13 protein-coding genes and 2 tRNA genes are annotated in these 15,874 nt (G+C 57.8%); 14 read left to right on the top strand and 1 reads right to left on the bottom strand.

Annotated features, from left to right (window positions below; translation table 11 throughout):
- Positions 1-97 precede the first annotated feature (97 nt).
- The 3 genes from carB to AC1RL4_RS14470 are packed head-to-tail and all read left to right on the top strand — an operon-like array spanning position 98 to position 4,225.
- Positions 98-3,319 carry a carbamoyl-phosphate synthase large subunit gene (gene carB, locus AC1RL4_RS14480; protein WP_018929480.1) on the top strand — a complete coding sequence of 1,074 codons (3,222 nt, stop codon included), beginning with the start codon at positions 98-100 and terminating at the stop codon, positions 3,317-3,319.
- On the top strand, positions 3,316-3,792 hold the full coding sequence (greA, locus tag AC1RL4_RS14475) for a transcription elongation factor GreA (RefSeq protein WP_018929481.1): 477 nt from the start codon (positions 3,316-3,318) through the stop codon (positions 3,790-3,792). The genes carB and greA overlap by 4 nt, the downstream gene beginning before the upstream one ends.
- A gap of 28 nt (positions 3,793-3,820) precedes the next feature.
- The gene (locus AC1RL4_RS14470; protein WP_007933533.1) at positions 3,821-4,225 is read left to right on the top strand and encodes a hypothetical protein; all 405 of its coding nucleotides are present in this window, start codon (positions 3,821-3,823) and stop codon (positions 4,223-4,225) included.
- A 9-nt stretch (positions 4,226-4,234) separates the two neighbouring features.
- Here the strand turns inward: AC1RL4_RS14470 and AC1RL4_RS14465 are convergent, their stop codons facing one another.
- The gene (locus AC1RL4_RS14465) at positions 4,235-4,543 is read right to left on the bottom strand and encodes a YhbY family RNA-binding protein (RefSeq protein ID WP_007900503.1); all 309 of its coding nucleotides are present in this window, start codon (positions 4,541-4,543) and stop codon (positions 4,235-4,237) included.
- A 101-nt stretch (positions 4,544-4,644) separates the two neighbouring features.
- Between AC1RL4_RS14465 and rlmE the strand changes: the two genes are divergently transcribed.
- The 11 genes from rlmE (at position 4,645) to infB (ending at position 15,771) form a co-directional block, all read left to right on the top strand.
- Positions 4,645-5,274, top strand: a complete 630-nt coding sequence (gene rlmE / locus AC1RL4_RS14460) for a 23S rRNA (uridine(2552)-2'-O)-methyltransferase RlmE (protein WP_007933535.1) — start codon at positions 4,645-4,647, stop codon at positions 5,272-5,274.
- Positions 5,275-5,476: 202 nt separating this feature from the next.
- Positions 5,477-7,387 (top strand): ATP-dependent zinc metalloprotease FtsH, encoded by a 1,911-nt coding sequence (gene ftsH / locus AC1RL4_RS14455; RefSeq protein ID WP_018929483.1) that lies wholly within the window; start codon positions 5,477-5,479, stop codon positions 7,385-7,387.
- A gap of 8 nt (positions 7,388-7,395) precedes the next feature.
- The gene (gene folP / locus AC1RL4_RS14450; RefSeq protein WP_019582454.1) at positions 7,396-8,247 is read left to right on the top strand and encodes a dihydropteroate synthase; all 852 of its coding nucleotides are present in this window, start codon (positions 7,396-7,398) and stop codon (positions 8,245-8,247) included.
- A gap of 16 nt (positions 8,248-8,263) precedes the next feature.
- Complete coding sequence (glmM, locus tag AC1RL4_RS14445) at positions 8,264-9,601, top strand: phosphoglucosamine mutase (protein ID WP_019582453.1); 1,338 nt, start codon at positions 8,264-8,266, stop codon at positions 9,599-9,601.
- Positions 9,602-9,667: 66 nt separating this feature from the next.
- Complete coding sequence (gene tpiA, locus AC1RL4_RS14440; RefSeq protein ID WP_007933541.1) at positions 9,668-10,423, top strand: triose-phosphate isomerase; 756 nt, start codon at positions 9,668-9,670, stop codon at positions 10,421-10,423.
- 4 nt (positions 10,424-10,427) lie between these two features.
- Positions 10,428-10,811, top strand: a complete 384-nt coding sequence (secG, locus tag AC1RL4_RS14435) for a preprotein translocase subunit SecG (protein WP_018929487.1) — start codon at positions 10,428-10,430, stop codon at positions 10,809-10,811.
- 22 nt (positions 10,812-10,833) lie between these two features.
- A tRNA-Leu gene (locus tag AC1RL4_RS14430) sits at positions 10,834-10,919 on the top strand.
- A 96-nt stretch (positions 10,920-11,015) separates the two neighbouring features.
- Positions 11,016-11,092: transfer RNA gene (locus AC1RL4_RS14425), tRNA-Met, on the top strand.
- 138 nt (positions 11,093-11,230) lie between these two features.
- Complete coding sequence (gene rimP / locus AC1RL4_RS14420; protein ID WP_007973115.1) at positions 11,231-11,689, top strand: ribosome maturation factor RimP; 459 nt, start codon at positions 11,231-11,233, stop codon at positions 11,687-11,689.
- 47 nt (positions 11,690-11,736) lie between these two features.
- Positions 11,737-13,218 carry a transcription termination factor NusA gene (gene nusA / locus AC1RL4_RS14415; RefSeq protein WP_007933547.1) on the top strand — a complete coding sequence of 494 codons (1,482 nt, stop codon included), beginning with the start codon at positions 11,737-11,739 and terminating at the stop codon, positions 13,216-13,218.
- A gap of 27 nt (positions 13,219-13,245) precedes the next feature.
- Positions 13,246-15,771, top strand: coding sequence for a translation initiation factor IF-2 (gene infB / locus AC1RL4_RS14410; protein ID WP_086945987.1), 2,526 nt, complete (start codon positions 13,246-13,248; stop codon positions 15,769-15,771).
- Positions 15,772-15,874: the final 103 nt, after the last annotated feature.

The raw sequence follows: 15,874 nt of genomic DNA, 5'->3' as shown, positions 1-15,874 counted from the left end.
AAGCCTGGGGGCGGTCCCGAAACCGGCGGCCCCCTCAAGGCTTCAGAGATTGAACAAGACGGCTTGCCGACTGACCTGCGGATTTGAGTGACAACCCATGCCAAAACGTACAGACATTAAAAGCATCCTGATTCTCGGCGCTGGCCCGATCGTGATCGGCCAGGCCTGCGAATTCGACTACTCCGGCGCCCAGGCCTGTAAAGCCCTGCGCGAGGAGGGTTACCGCGTCATCCTGGTGAACTCCAACCCGGCGACCATCATGACCGACCCGGCCATGGCCGACGCCACCTACATCGAACCGATCAAGTGGCAGACCGTTGCCAAGATCATCGAGAAAGAGCGTCCGGACGCGCTGCTGCCGACCATGGGCGGCCAGACCGCCCTGAACTGCGCCCTGGACCTGGAGCGCGAAGGCGTTCTGGAGAAGTTCGGCGTAGAGATGATCGGTGCCAATGCTGACACCATCGACAAGGCTGAAGACCGTTCGCGTTTCGACAAGGCGATGAAATCCATCGGTCTGGACTGCCCGCGTTCGGGTATCGCCCATAGCATGGAAGAGGCCAACGCGGTTCTCGATCGTCTGGGCTTCCCGTGCATCATTCGTCCGTCCTTCACCATGGGCGGCACCGGTGGCGGTATCGCTTACAACCGTGAAGAATTCGAAGAAATCTGCGCCCGCGGTCTGGATCTGTCGCCGACCAAAGAGCTGCTGATCGACGAATCGCTGATTGGCTGGAAAGAATACGAGATGGAAGTTGTCCGCGATAAAAAGGACAACTGCATCATCGTCTGCTCCATCGAAAACTTCGACCCGATGGGCGTGCACACCGGTGACTCGATCACGGTTGCCCCCGCGCAGACCCTGACCGACAAGGAATACCAGATCCTGCGTAACGCCTCCCTGGCGGTACTGCGCGAGATCGGCGTGGAAACCGGCGGCTCCAACGTCCAGTTCGGCATCTGCCCGAACACTGGCCGCATGGTGGTCATCGAGATGAACCCGCGGGTATCCCGTTCCTCGGCCCTGGCATCGAAAGCCACCGGTTTCCCGATCGCCAAGGTCGCGGCGAAACTGGCCGTCGGTTACACCCTCGACGAACTGTCGAACGACATCACCGGCGGCAAGACTCCGGCGTCCTTCGAACCGTCCATCGACTACGTCGTCACCAAACTGCCACGCTTTGCCTTCGAGAAATTCCCGAAAGCCGACGCACGCCTGACCACTCAAATGAAGTCGGTCGGTGAAGTCATGGCCATCGGCCGGACCTTCCAGGAATCCCTGCAGAAAGCTCTGCGCGGTCTGGAAGTGGGTGTTTGCGGCCTGGACGAGAAGCTCGACCTGAGCAATCCGGAAAGCATGAGCATCCTCAAGCGCGAACTGACTGTGCCGGGTGCCGAGCGTATCTGGTACGTGGCTGACGCGTTCCGCGCGGGCCTGTCAGTCGAAGATATCTTCGGCATGAACATGATCGACCCGTGGTTCCTGGTGCAGATCGAAGATCTGATCAAGGAAGAAGAGAAGGTCAAGACCCTGGGTCTGTCCGCTATCGACCGCGACCTGATGTTCCGCCTCAAGCGTAAAGGCTTCTCCGATCAACGTCTGGCCAAGCTGCTGGGCGTCACCGAGAAGAACCTGCGTACCCATCGTCACAAGCTGGAAGTGTTCCCGGTCTACAAGCGCGTCGACACCTGCGCCGCCGAGTTCGCCACCGACACCGCGTACCTGTACTCGACTTACGAGGAAGAGTGCGAAGCCGCGCCGTCGGGTCGCGACAAGATCATGATCCTGGGTGGCGGTCCAAACCGCATCGGCCAGGGCATCGAGTTCGACTATTGCTGCGTACACGCAGCACTGGCCCTGCGCGATGACGGGTACGAGACCATCATGGTCAACTGCAACCCGGAAACCGTTTCCACTGACTACGACACCTCCGATCGTCTGTACTTCGAGCCGGTGACCCTGGAAGACGTGCTGGAAATCGTCCGCGTCGAGAAGCCAAAAGGCGTGATCGTTCAGTACGGCGGTCAAACCCCGCTGAAACTGGCCCGTGCCCTGGAAGCCGCCGGCGTGCCGATCATCGGCACCAGTCCTGACGCCATCGACCGCGCCGAAGACCGTGAGCGCTTCCAGCAGATGGTTGAGCGTCTGAACCTGCGTCAACCGCCTAACGCCACCGTGCGCAGCGAAGATGAAGCGATTCGTGCCGCCGCCAAAATCGGTTACCCGCTGGTGGTTCGTCCGTCCTACGTACTGGGCGGCCGTGCGATGGAAATCGTTTACGAAGAGGAAGAACTCAAGCGCTACCTGCGTGAAGCGGTTCAAGTGTCCAACGACAGCCCGGTGCTGCTGGACCACTTCCTCAACTGCGCGATCGAAATGGACGTGGATGCGGTCTGCGACGGCACCGACGTGGTGATCGGCGCGATCATGCAGCACATTGAGCAGGCCGGCGTTCACTCCGGTGACTCCGCGTGCTCCCTGCCGCCGTATTCGCTGCCTGCACATATCCAGGACGAGATGCGCGAACAGGTCAAGAAAATGGCCCTGGAACTGGGCGTGGTCGGCCTGATGAACGTTCAGTTGGCGCTGCAAGGCGAAGACATCTACGTCATCGAAGTCAACCCGCGCGCATCCCGTACCGTACCGTTCGTCTCCAAGTGCATCGGTGTGTCCCTGGCGATGGTCGCGGCTCGCGTGATGGCCGGTAAAACCCTGAAGGAAATCGGCTTCACCAAAGAAATCATTCCGAACTTCTACAGCGTGAAAGAGGCGGTGTTCCCATTCGCCAAATTCCCTGGCGTGGACCCGATCCTGGGCCCAGAGATGAAGTCCACCGGTGAAGTGATGGGCGTGGGCGACACCTTCGGCGAAGCCTTTGCCAAAGCCCAGATGGGCGCCAGTGAAGTGCTGCCAACCGGTGGTACTGCGTTCATCAGCGTGCGCGACGATGACAAGCCGCTGGTTGCAGGCGTGGCCCGTGATCTGATCAACTTGGGCTTCGAAGTGGTCGCCACTGCCGGTACTGCCAAGCTGATCGAGGCTGCAGGCCTGAAAGTGCGTCGTGTGAACAAGGTGACCGAGGGTCGTCCGCACGTGGTCGACATGATCAAGAATGACGAAGTCACTCTGATCATCAACACCACCGAAGGTCGTCAGTCGATCGCTGATTCCTACTCCATTCGTCGTAATGCCTTGCAGCACAAGATCTACTGCACCACTACTATTGCTGCTGGCGAAGCTATCTGCGAAGCGCTGAAGTTCGGTCCTGAGAAGACCGTGCGCCGCTTGCAGGATCTACACGCAGGATTGAAGGCATGATCAAATACCCAATGACCGTCAAGGGCGCTAAAGCCCTGGAAGAAGAACACGCTCATCTGACCAAGGTCGTTCGTCCGAAACTCAGTCAGGACATCGGTACGGCCCGCGAGTTGGGTGACTTGAAGGAAAACGCCGAATACCACGCTGCTCGCGAGCAGCAGGGGATGGTCGAGGCGCGGATTCGTGACATTGAAGGCCGCATGCAAAACGCTGTGGTCATCGACGTAACGACCATCGAGCACACCGGCAAGGTGATTTTCGGCACCACCGTCGAAATCGCCAATGTCGAGACCGATGAAAGCGTGACTTACCAGATCGTTGGTGAGGATGAAGCAGACATCAAACTCGGCAAGATCTCCGTCGGTTCGCCGATCGCCCGTGCCTTGATCGCCAAGGAAGAGGGTGATGTGGTGGCGGTCAAAACGCCGGGTGGCGTTATCGAGTATGAGATTGTCGAAGTTCGCCACATCTGAAAGAAGGCGCCCGCTACGTGCGGGTGCCATGCTTTGGCAGCTGACCCAGATGCTCTGGGTTGGCGGCTTGTGGTTGTTGCACATCGGTCTGCTGCCGGTGCTGGGGCAAATAGGCCTGGCGCCGCTGCTGATCGACGAAATTGCAGGTGCGCTGAATACGCTGATGGTGGGATTCGCCACAGCGAGTGTGATTTTTCAGGCTTTGGTGCTGGTACAGGCCGAGGGCCTTGCCAGTCTATGGCGGGATATTCGCGGGCAACTGCTGCTGATGGCGTTGTATGGGTGTGCGATGTATTTCGCAGTACGCTTCGGTTGGCCGCAGGCGCTGCATTGGCAGTTGTTCAGCTATCTTGTCCTGGGCTTTTCCGGGCTGGTGCTGGTGATGCAGCCGGTGCCTGGATGGAGTGTCAGGGTGCGCGAAGCACACCCTTGACCCTTGCCATCACTTGAAGCGATGGACGTTCGACAGCTGCTTGTTGACGCTGAAGTTCTTGCGATAAATCAGTGCCATCTTGCCGATGACCTGAACCAGATCGGCTTTGCCGGCCTTGCAGAGTTCTGCAATGGCTGCCAGGCGCGATTCGCGGTCGAGGATGTTGAGCTTGATTTTGATCAGCTCGTGATCCGCCAAAGCGCGTTCAAGTTCGGCTAACACACCTTCAGTCAAACCGTTGTCAGCCACAATCAAAACTGGTTTCAGATGGTGGCCAATGGACTTGTACTGTTTCTTCTGCTCTTGAGTGAGCGGCATAATCTGACCCTTTCGTCTGGATTCTGTAAAATGGCGGCCATTTTACCCGAGGGCTCGTGGATCCGCCCAATTAATCACGACCCTTATCATCGAGGTGCCCAATGGCGCGTTCCAAGACAAGCCTTGGTTGGCTGAAAAGACATGTCAACGATCCCTATGTGAAGCAGGCGCAGAAGGATGGCTACCGCTCGCGTGCGAGTTACAAACTTCTGGAGGTCCAGGAGAAATACAAGCTGATCCGTCCCGGCATGAGCGTTGTCGACCTGGGTGCAGCGCCTGGGGGGTGGTCGCAGGTGACTAGCCGTCTGATTGGTGGTCAGGGGCGTCTGATCGCCTCGGACATTCTGGAAATGGACAGCATTCCGGACGTGACTTTCATTCAGGGGGACTTCACCGAGGACGAAGTGCTCACGCGGATCCTTGAAGCTGTGGGTAATTCGCAGGTGGACCTTGTGATTTCCGATATGGCCCCCAATATGAGTGGTACGCCTGAAGTGGACATGCCAAAAGCCATGTTTCTTTGCGAGCTGGCGCTTGATTTGGCGGAACGGATACTCAAGCCGGGTGGTAATTTTGTGATCAAGATTTTTCAGGGCGAAGGGTTTGATGTTTACCTGAAGGATGCTCGTCGGAAATTCGACAAGATCCAGATGATCAAGCCAGACTCTTCCCGTGACAGTTCCCGCGAGCAATACATGTTGGCTTGGGGTTACCGCGGGCGTAGTGAGTAAAACGAGTTTTTTTGGCGGGGTGATAGGTTTTTCATATTTCGCCCCGCGTGCATTAGCGAATATCGTGTAGAAAGTGTTTCACAAAGGGTTACAGACGGCGCCTGCCAGAGCCGTAGGTAATGTAGTAAGTTAGGCCGGTGAATATCATGCGAAGCGCGCGCCATTAGCGGAGCTTGCTTCAGAGGGTAGTTAATTGAACGATATGGCAAAGAATCTGATCCTGTGGTTGATCATCGCGGCTGTCCTGGTGACGGTGATGAACAACTTCTCCAGCCCTAACGAGCCGCAGACCCTCAACTATTCCGACTTCATCCAGCAGGTCAAGGATGGCAAGGTCGAGCGCGTAGCGGTTGATGGCTACGTGATTACCGGCAAGCGCAACGATGGCGACAGCTTCAAGACCATTCGTCCGGCAATCCAGGATAACGGTCTGATCGGCGACCTCGTGGATAACCACGTTGTGGTCGAAGGCAAGCAGCCTGAGCAGCAAAGCATCTGGACTCAACTCCTGGTCGCAAGCTTCCCGATCCTGGTGATCATCGCCGTCTTCATGTTCTTCATGCGGCAGATGCAGGGCGGTGCCGGCGGCAAGGGCGGGCCGATGAGTTTCGGCAAGAGCAAGGCGCGCCTGCTCTCCGAAGATCAGGTGAAAACCACCCTGGCTGACGTTGCAGGTTGTGACGAAGCCAAGGAAGAGGTCGGCGAGCTGGTCGAGTTCCTGCGTGATCCGGGCAAGTTCCAGCGCCTGGGCGGTCGCATTCCTCGGGGCGTACTGATGGTTGGTCCTCCGGGTACCGGTAAAACCTTGCTGGCCAAGGCGATTGCCGGCGAAGCCAAAGTACCGTTCTTTACTATTTCCGGTTCCGATTTCGTCGAAATGTTCGTCGGCGTCGGTGCCAGCCGTGTCCGTGACATGTTCGAGCAGGCGAAGAAACATGCGCCATGCATCATCTTCATCGATGAAATCGACGCCGTTGGTCGCCACCGTGGTGCCGGCATGGGTGGTGGTCACGATGAGCGCGAGCAGACCCTCAACCAGTTGCTGGTGGAGATGGACGGCTTCGAAATGAATGACGGCATCATCGTCATCGCCGCGACCAACCGTCCGGACGTACTGGACCCTGCGTTGCTGCGTCCGGGCCGCTTCGACCGCCAGGTCGTGGTTGGCCTGCCGGACATCCGTGGTCGCGAGCAGATTCTAAAAGTCCATATGCGCAAAGTGCCGATGGGTGACGACGTCGCTCCGGCCGTGATTGCTCGTGGTACTCCAGGTTTCTCTGGTGCTGACCTGGCCAACCTGGTGAACGAGGCTTCGTTGTTTGCAGCTCGTGCCGGCAAGCGCATCGTCGAGATGAAAGAGTTCGAACTGGCTAAAGACAAGATCATGATGGGTGCCGAGCGCAAATCCATGGTCATGTCCGAGAAAGAAAAGCAGAACACCGCTTATCACGAAGCCGGCCACGCTATCGTCGGTCGCGTCGTGCCTGAGCATGATCCGGTCTACAAGGTGTCGATCATTCCGCGCGGTCGCGCACTTGGTGTGACCATGTTCCTGCCGGAAGAAGATCGTTACAGTCTGTCCAAGCGTGCACTGATCAGCCAGATCTGCTCGCTGTACGGCGGTCGTATCGCTGAAGAGATGACCCTGGGCTTCGATGGCGTCACCACCGGTGCGTCCAACGACATCATGCGTGCCAGCCAGATAGCACGAAACATGGTGACCAAGTGGGGGTTGTCGGAAAAACTCGGTCCATTGATGTACGCCGAAGAAGAGGGCGAAGTGTTCCTCGGTCGTGGCGGCGGTGGTCAGCATGCCAGTTTCTCTGGCGAGACGGCCAAGCTGATCGACTCCGAAGTGCGCAGCATCATTGATCAGTGCTACGGCACGGCCAAGCAGATCCTCACGGATAACCGTGACAAGCTTGATGCGATGGCGGATGCCTTGATGAAGTACGAGACGATCGATGCCGATCAGATCGATGACATCATGGCGGGTCGTACGCCTCGCGAACCTCGCGACTGGTCTGGCGGCAACGACACTTCCGGCACGCCTCCGGTGGTGCAGGATGGGCGTCCGGAAACACCTATCGGCGGCCCGGCTGCTGACGTTTAAGGTTTGAAATGACTTCTGTTCAGTCCTCGACCCGGTTGCCTTGCGGCAACCGGGTTCTTGATTTGGCCCAGACGCATGTCATGGGCATTCTCAATGTCACTCCCGATTCCTTTTCCGATGGCGGCCGATACAGCCAGCTGGACGCGGCACTGCGCCACGCCGAGGCGATGGTGGCGGCCGGTGCGACGCTGATCGACGTCGGTGGTGAATCGACCCGGCCCGGTGCCAGGGCCGTTTCGCCGCTTGAAGAGCTCGAGCGCGTAGCGCCTATCGTTGAGCGCATCAGTCGCGAACTGGATGTGATTATCTCGGTCGATACCTCCACGCCTGCCGTCATGCGTGAAACCGCAAGGCTGGGGGCAGGGTTGATCAATGACGTGCGCTCGTTGCGTCGAGATGGTGCTCTGGATGCAGCTGCGGCCACCGGTTTGCCGGTGTGCCTGATGCATATGCTCGGCGAGCCGGGCGACATGCAGGACAACCCTCAGTACCAGGATGTTACGAAAGAGGTCGGCGAGTTTCTTGCCGAACGCATGGTTCAGTGTGCCTCGGTAGGTATCCCTGCTGAGCGGATCATTCTTGATCCGGGCTTCGGCTTCGCGAAAACCCTGCAGCACAACCTAAGCTTGTTTAAACACATGGAGGCCCTGCATGCCTTGGGGCGGCCCCTGTTGGTCGGGGTGTCGCGAAAAAGCATGATCGGGCAGGCGTTGAATCGTCCGGTGGGTGAGCGTCTGCATGGCGGTCTGGCACTTGCGGCACTGGCTTCGGTCAAAGGTGCGCGTATATTGCGCGTCCATGATGTGGCGGAAACAGTCGACGTGGTGCGGATGATTGCCGCCGTAGAATCAGCCGAATAAGAATGATGGAGTACTTATGAGCAAGAAATACTTTGGCACCGACGGCATCCGTGGTCGGGTCGGTCAATACCCTATCACTCCTGATTTCATGCTCAAGCTCGGCTGGGCGGCGGGCATGGCATTTCGCAGCATGGGCGCCTGCAAGGTGCTCGTGGGCAAGGACACCCGTATCTCCGGTTACATGTTCGAGTCGGCGCTTGAGGCTGGGCTGACCTCGGCCGGTGCTGATGTGATGCTGTTGGGGCCAATGCCGACTCCGGCCATCGCCTATTTGACGCGGACCTTTCATGCCGAAGCCGGCATCGTGATCAGCGCTTCGCATAACCCTCATGACGACAACGGCATCAAGTTTTTCTCTGGTAAGGGCACCAAGCTCCCGGATGAAGTCGAGCTGATGATCGAAGAGCTGCTAGACACCCCGATGACCGTGGTTGAGTCGAGCAAGATCGGCAAAGTGTCGCGAATCAACGATGCCTCGGGCCGTTATATCGAATTCTGCAAGAGCAGCGTTCCCACCGGCACCAGTTTTGCCGGCCTGAAGATCGTGCTCGATTGTGCTCACGGCGCGACTTATAAAGTGGCGCCTAGCGTGTTCCGTGAGTTGGGGGCTGATGTCGTTGTGCTTTCTGCCCATCCCAACGGCCTGAACATCAATGATAATTGCGGTTCGACCCATATGGCGCCGCTGCAAGCGGCCGTACTGGCCGAGCACGCCGATTTGGGTATTGCCTTCGACGGTGATGGTGATCGGGTGCAGATGGTTGATCACACCGGTGCTGTCGTCGATGGTGACGAGCTGCTGTTCATCATCGCTCGCGATCTGCAAGAGCGTGGCAAGTTGCAGGGCGGTGTGGTCGGTACGCTGATGAGTAACCTGGGGCTGGAGTTGGCCCTGGCGGATCTGGCGATTCCTTTTGTGCGGGCCAACGTTGGTGACCGTTACGTCATCTCCGAGTTGCTGGAGCGCGATTGGCTGGTGGGCGGTGAAAACTCGGGGCACATTGTCTGCTTCAGTCACACCACTACCGGTGATGCGATCATTGCTGCATTGCAGGTCTTGATGGCGTTGAAGCGGCGCGCAGAAGGCCTGGCTCAGTCGCGTCAGGCGTTGCGCAAGTGCCCTCAGGTGTTGATCAATGTGCGGTTTGGCGGTGGTGTGAGCCCGCTTGAGCATCCGACTGTCAAGGAGGCCAGTGATCGTGTCACTCAAGCGATGGCGGGTCGCGGGCGCGTGTTGTTGCGCAAGTCCGGGACAGAGCCGCTGGTGCGTGTCATGGTCGAAGGCGAGGACGAAACGCAGGTTCGCGATTACGCCGAAGAGCTGGCAAAACTGGTAACTGAAGTTTCTGCCTGATTTCGGCTTGCCAGCCATGATTGTGTTGGGTAACATCTGCGCCCACTTTGACCGACGAGGTACAGCATGCGTCGCCCTATGGTAGCTGGTAACTGGAAGATGCACGGTACCCGCGCCAGCGTCGCTGAGCTGATCGACGGCCTTCGTCATCTGGCCTTGCCGAGCGGTGTTGATGTTGCGGTGTTCCCGCCTTGCTTGTATATCAATCAAGTGATTGATGGTTTGCAAGGGAAGTCGATTTCGGTCGGCGCGCAGAACTCTGCGATTGAATCCGGGCAGGGTGCGTTGACAGGTGAAATTTCACCGAGTCAGTTAGTGGATGCAGGTTGTTCCCTGGTGCTTGTCGGGCACTCCGAGCGCCGCCAGATAATGGGCGAGCTCGACGGGACGCTGAATCGCAAATTTGCGGCAGCACAGGCGTGTGGCTTGATTCCGGTGTTGTGTGTAGGGGAAACCCTCGAGCAGCGCGAAGCTGGAAAAACTCTTGAGGTTGTCGGGCGTCAGCTGGGCAGCATCATCGAGGAGCTGGGTGTTGGTGCTTTTGCAAAGGCAGTAATTGCTTACGAGCCGGTCTGGGCCATTGGTACCGGGCTGACTGCTTCGCCGCAACAAGCGCAGGATGTGCATGCAGCCATTCGCGCCCAGTTGGCGGCAGAGAATTCTGAGGTCGCACAAGGTGTGCGGCTTCTATACGGCGGCAGCGTGAAGGCGGCCAATGCGGCCGAACTGTTCGGCATGCCGGATATCGATGGGGGGCTCATTGGTGGAGCTTCCCTGAATGCAGATGAGTTCGGTGCGATTTGTCGCGCCGCGGGAAACTGAAAAAATGCTGGAAACAGTCGTAGTCGTTTTTCATCTGCTGGGTGCGTTGGGCGTAGTTGCTCTGGTATTGCTGCAGCAGGGTAAAGGTGCGGACGCTGGTGCATCTTTCGGAGCAGGTGCTTCAAATACTGTGTTCGGAAGCCAAGGTACCTCTACCTTTCTTAGTAAGTTTACTGCTATACTTGCCGCCGGTTTCTTCATGACCAGCTTGGGGTTAGGTTACTTTGCTAAAGAGAAAGCTCACCAGCTGACTCAAGTAGGTTTGCCAAACCCAGCAGTGTTGGAAGTTCCAAAGCAAAAACCGGCTTCTGATGATGTCCCGGTGCTTCAAGAGCAAAAGTCGGCTACTCCAGCGACTGACGTGCCTCCAGCTCAAGAGCAGAAGTAAGAAGAGTTTCAAACGTAGTATTGCCGAGGTGGTGGAATTGGTAGACACGCAACCTTGAGGTGGTTGTGCCCATAGGGTGTAGGGGTTCGAGTCCCCTTCTCGGTACCAATTATCAGGAGAGCCCGCTGTTGCGGGCTTTCTTGTAGGTGGAAGGTTACATTGACCCTGTCAGGGATCGGTCGTATACTTCCGCCCCAGCTTTGTCGCGGGGTGGAGCAGTCTGGTAGCTCGTCGGGCTCATAACCCGAAGGTCGTCGGTTCAAATCCGGCCCCCGCAACCAGTTTAAGGAGCCCCTTTTCAGGGGCTTTTTGTTAGCTGGACACTTTCAACGCCGCTATTCGGCGGCGTTTCAAGGATGGGCGTTTCGCCCATTTTTTTATTTTGCATAGCATGCACATACATGCACGAGGGGGTTCAGGTGTCGAGCAAGCTAGAAGAGTTGCAGGCCTTGCTGGCCCCGGTGGTCGTGGCCCTAGGCTATGAATGCTGGGGTATTGAGTTTTCGGCTCAAGGTCGCCACTCAATGTTGCGCGTTTATATCGATAAAGAAGGCGGCGTGCTGGTGGACGATTGCGCCATCGTCAGTCGCCAGATCAGCGGTGTGCTGGATGTTGAAGATCCAATCTCCGTTGAATACACCCTTGAAGTTTCCTCGCCTGGCATGGAACGCCCACTGTTCACTCTTGAGCAGTTTGCAAAATTTGCCGGTGAACAAGTGAAGATCAAGCTGCGCTCGCCTTTTGAAGGTCGACGCAACTTTCAGGGCCTTCTGCGCGGTGTAGAAGAGCAGGACGTCGTGGTGCAGGTTGAAGACCATGAGTTCCTGTTGCCGATCGATATGATCGACAAGGCCAACATTATTCCCAGTTTTGACTGAGACGCGGATCCCGCGGATCCAATGGCTTGCGAAAGGCGAGGCGTACGATGAGCAAAGAAGTACTGCTGGTTGTTGAGTCGGTATCCAATGAAAAGGGCGTACCGGCAAACGTAATTTTTGAAGCGCTGGAGCTGGCTCTGGCCACTGCTACCAAAAAGCGTTTCGAGGACGAAGTCGATCTGCGTGTGGAAATCAATCGCCACACCGGTGCTTACGAGACATTCCGTCGCTGGACGGTCGTCGAAGAAGCAGATCTGGACGATCCGGCTATCGAAACCTGGCCGAGCAAGGTTGCGCAAACGCATCCTGGCGCCAAGGTCGGTGACGTTGTCGAAGAAAAAATCGAATCCATCGAGTTCGGCCGCATTGCTGCACAGACTGCCAAGCAAGTCATCGTGCAGAAAGTTCGCGAAGCCGAGCGTGCTCAAGTCGTTGATGCCTATCGCGAGCGTCTGGGGGAAATCATCTCCGGCACCGTGAAGAAAGTCACCCGCGACAACGTGATCGTCGACCTGGGCAATAACGCGGAAGCGTTGCTGGCCCGTGAAGACATCATCTCTCGCGAAACCTTCCGGGTTGGCGTGCGTCTGCGTGCGCTGCTCAAGGAAATCCGCACCGAGAACCGCGGCCCGCAGCTGATCCTGTCGCGTACCGCGCCGGAAATGCTGATCGAGCTGTTCCGCATCGAAGTGCCGGAAATCGCTGAAGGCCTGATCGAAGTAATGGCTGCATCCCGTGACCCGGGTTCGCGTGCCAAGATCGCGGTCCGCTCCAAAGACAAACGCATCGATCCGCAAGGCGCTTGCATCGGTATGCGCGGTTCGCGCGTCCAGGCAGTGTCCGGCGAGTTGGGCGGTGAGCGTGTGGACATCGTCCTGTGGGACGATAACCCTGCTCAGTTCGTGATCAATGCAATGTCGCCGGCTGAAGTGGCGGCAATTATCGTTGACGAAGATGCCCATGCAATGGACATCGCCGTTGGCGCAGACAATCTGGCTCAGGCCATCGGTCGCGGTGGTCAGAACGTGCGTCTGGCTAGCCAGTTGACTGGCTGGACCCTGAACGTGATGACCGAATCGGACATCCAGGCTAAGCAACAAGCAGAAACCGGCGACATCCTGCGCAACTTCATCGACGAGCTGGAAGTCGACGAAGACCTGGCACAGGTGCTGGTAGATGAAGGTTTCACCAGCCTGGAAGAGATTGCCTACGTACCGTTGGAAGAAATGCTCAACATCGACGGCTTTGACGAAGAAACCGTCAACGAGCTTCGCGCTCGCGCCAAGGATCGTTTGTTGACCAAAGCCATCGCTACTGAGGAAAAGCTGGCAGACGCCCATCCGGCCGAAGACCTGCTCTCGCTTGAGGGCATGGACAAGGATTTGGCGATGGAACTGGCGGTGCGCGGCGTAATTACCCGCGAAGACCTGGCCGAGCAGTCTATTGACGACCTGCTCGACATCGACGGCATTGACGATGATCGTGCCGGCAAGTTGATCATGGCCGCCCGAGCCCACTGGTTCGAGTAATTAGGCGCGGCCTGAGGAGAGAAGTGCATGACGCAAGTCACGGTGAAACAACTGGCCGATGAGGTCAAAACACCGGTAGAGCGCCTGTTGCAGCAGATGCGTGAGGCAGGTCTGCCGCACACCGCCGCCGAAGAACATGTGACTGACAGTGAGAAGCAATCTTTGCTGACTCACTTGAAAAGCAGCCACAAGGCGAAAGTGGAAGAACCACGCAAGATCACGCTGCAGCGTAAAACCACCAGCACCCTGCGTGTTGCTGGCAGCAAAAGCATCAGCGTTGAAGTACGCAAGAAGAAAGTCTTCGTGCAGCGCAGCCCGGAAGAAATCGAAGCCGAGCGCAAACGCGAACTGGAAGAACGTCGCGCAGTAGAAAATGCTGCACGTCAGAAGGCTGAAGAAGAAGCCAAGCGTCGCGCCGAAGAAGAAGCGCGTCGCCAGCCTGCTGCTGCGCAAACCGCTCCTGTCGAAGCTGTCGCAGCGCCTGTTGCAGTTGCCGAACCTGTGCGTGAGAGCGCCCCGGTCGTGGCCGCTGCACCTGCACCGGCAGCCGACACTCGCAAGCGCGACGAGCAGCGTCGTCCGGACAAACCACGTGCCGACGATAGCAATCGTCGTGGCAGTGGTGATGGCGAGCGCAAAAACGCTCCGCATCGTGCTTCGGTCAAGGAAAAAGCGCCTGCTCCACGTGTTGCCCCACGTACTACCGACGAAGAAAGCGATGGCTTCCGTCGCGGTGGTCGCGGCAAGGCCAAGCTGAAGAAACGCAACGCCCACGGTTTCCAGAGCCCAACCGGCCCTGTTGTGCGCGAAGTGAAGATCGGCGAGACCATCACTGTTGGCGATCTCGCCCAGCAGATGTCGGTCAAGGCTGCTGAAATCATCAAGTTCATGTTCAAACTGGGTACCCCAGCGACCATCAACCAGGTACTGGATCAGGAAACTGCCCAACTGGTTGCCGAAGAGCTGGGCCACAAAGTGACCCTGGTCAGCGACACCGCCCTGGAAGATTCCCTGGCCGAGTCCCTGAAGTTTGAAGGTGAGACGTTCTCCCGTGCACCGGTTGTGACCGTAATGGGTCACGTTGACCACGGTAAGACCTCGCTGCTCGACTACATCCGTCGTGCCAAGGTAGCTGCTGGCGAAGCCGGTGGTATCACCCAGCACATCGGTGCGTACCACGTTGAAACCGAACGCGGCATGGTCACCTTCCTCGACACCCCTGGTCACGCCGCGTTTACCGCCATGCGTGCCCGTGGTGCCAAGGCGACCGACATCGTGATCCTGGTGGTTGCAGCGGACGACGGCGTAATGCCGCAGACCGTTGAAGCTGTTCAGCACGCTCAGGCGGCTGGCGTACCTCTGGTTGTTGCAGTGAACAAAATCGACAAGCCGGGCGCCGATCTCGATCGCATCCGTAGCGAATTGTCGGTTCACGGCGTGACTTCGGAAGAGTGGGGCGGCGACACCCCGTTCGTATCGGTTTCGGCGAAAGTCGGTACCGGCGTGGACGAGTTGCTCGAAGCTGTTCTGCTGCAAGCTGAAGTTCTCGAACTGAAAGCAACCCCATCGGCCCCTGGTCGTGGTGTTGTGGTTGAATCGCGTCTCGACAAAGGTCGTGGCCCGGTTGCAACCGTTCTGGTTCAAGACGGTACCCTGCGCCAGGGCGACATGGTTCTGGTCGGTTCGAACTATGGCCGCGTTCGCGCCATGCTCGACGAGAACGGCAAGCCAATCAAGGAAGCCGGTCCTTCCATCCCTGTCGAGATCCTCGGCCTGGACGGTACTCCGGACGCTGGCGACGAGATGAGCGTAGTTGCTGACGAGAAGAAAGCCCGTGAAGTGGCTCTGTTCCGTCAAGGCAAGTTCCGCGAAGTCAAACTGGCCCGTGCTCACGCCGGCAAGCTTGAAAACATCTTCGAGAACATGGGTCAGGAAGAGAAGAAGACGCTCAACATCGTCCTCAAATCCGACGTCCGTGGTTCGCTGGAAGCGTTGAACGGTGCCTTGAATGGCCTGGGTAACGACGAAGTGCAAGTGCGTGTGGTCGGTGGCGGTGTCGGTGGTATCACCGAATCCGACGCCAACCTGGCACTGGCCTCCAACGCTGTACTGTTCGGCTTCAACGTGCGTGCCGATGCCGGCGCTCGCAAGATCGTCGAGCAGGAAGGTCTGGATATGCGTTACTACAACGTGATCTACGACATCATCGAAGACGTCAAGAAAGCCCTTACCGGTATGCTGGGCAGCGATGTTCGCGAGAACATCCTGGGTACCGCTGAAGTGCGTGACGTGTTCCGTTCGCCGAAGTTTGGCGCGATCGCCGGTTGCATGGTTATCGAAGGTGTTGTTCACCGTAACCGTCCAATCCGTGTACTGCGTGAAGACATCGTTATCTTCGAAGGCGAGCTGGAATCCCTGCGCCGCTTCAAGGATGACGCTTCCGAAGTACGTGCCGGCATGGAATGCGGTATCGGCGTGAAGAGCTACAACGACGTCAAGGTCGGTGACAAGATCGAAGTCTTCGAGAAGGTCCAGGTTGCTCGCAGCCTCTAACTCGCGCACTTCAAGAGCCGTGATGGCCAGCCGCATGCAATTGCGCGGCGCATCAGTCGGACTCTAAACGCAACGCCCGGTCTGGCTTTTGTCAGGCCGGGCG

Source organism: Pseudomonas sp. GW822-FHT07A10, from assembly GCF_058798795.1.
The sequence above is the reverse complement of the archived record's forward strand: the minus strand, read 5'-3'. Positions and strand labels throughout refer to the sequence as shown.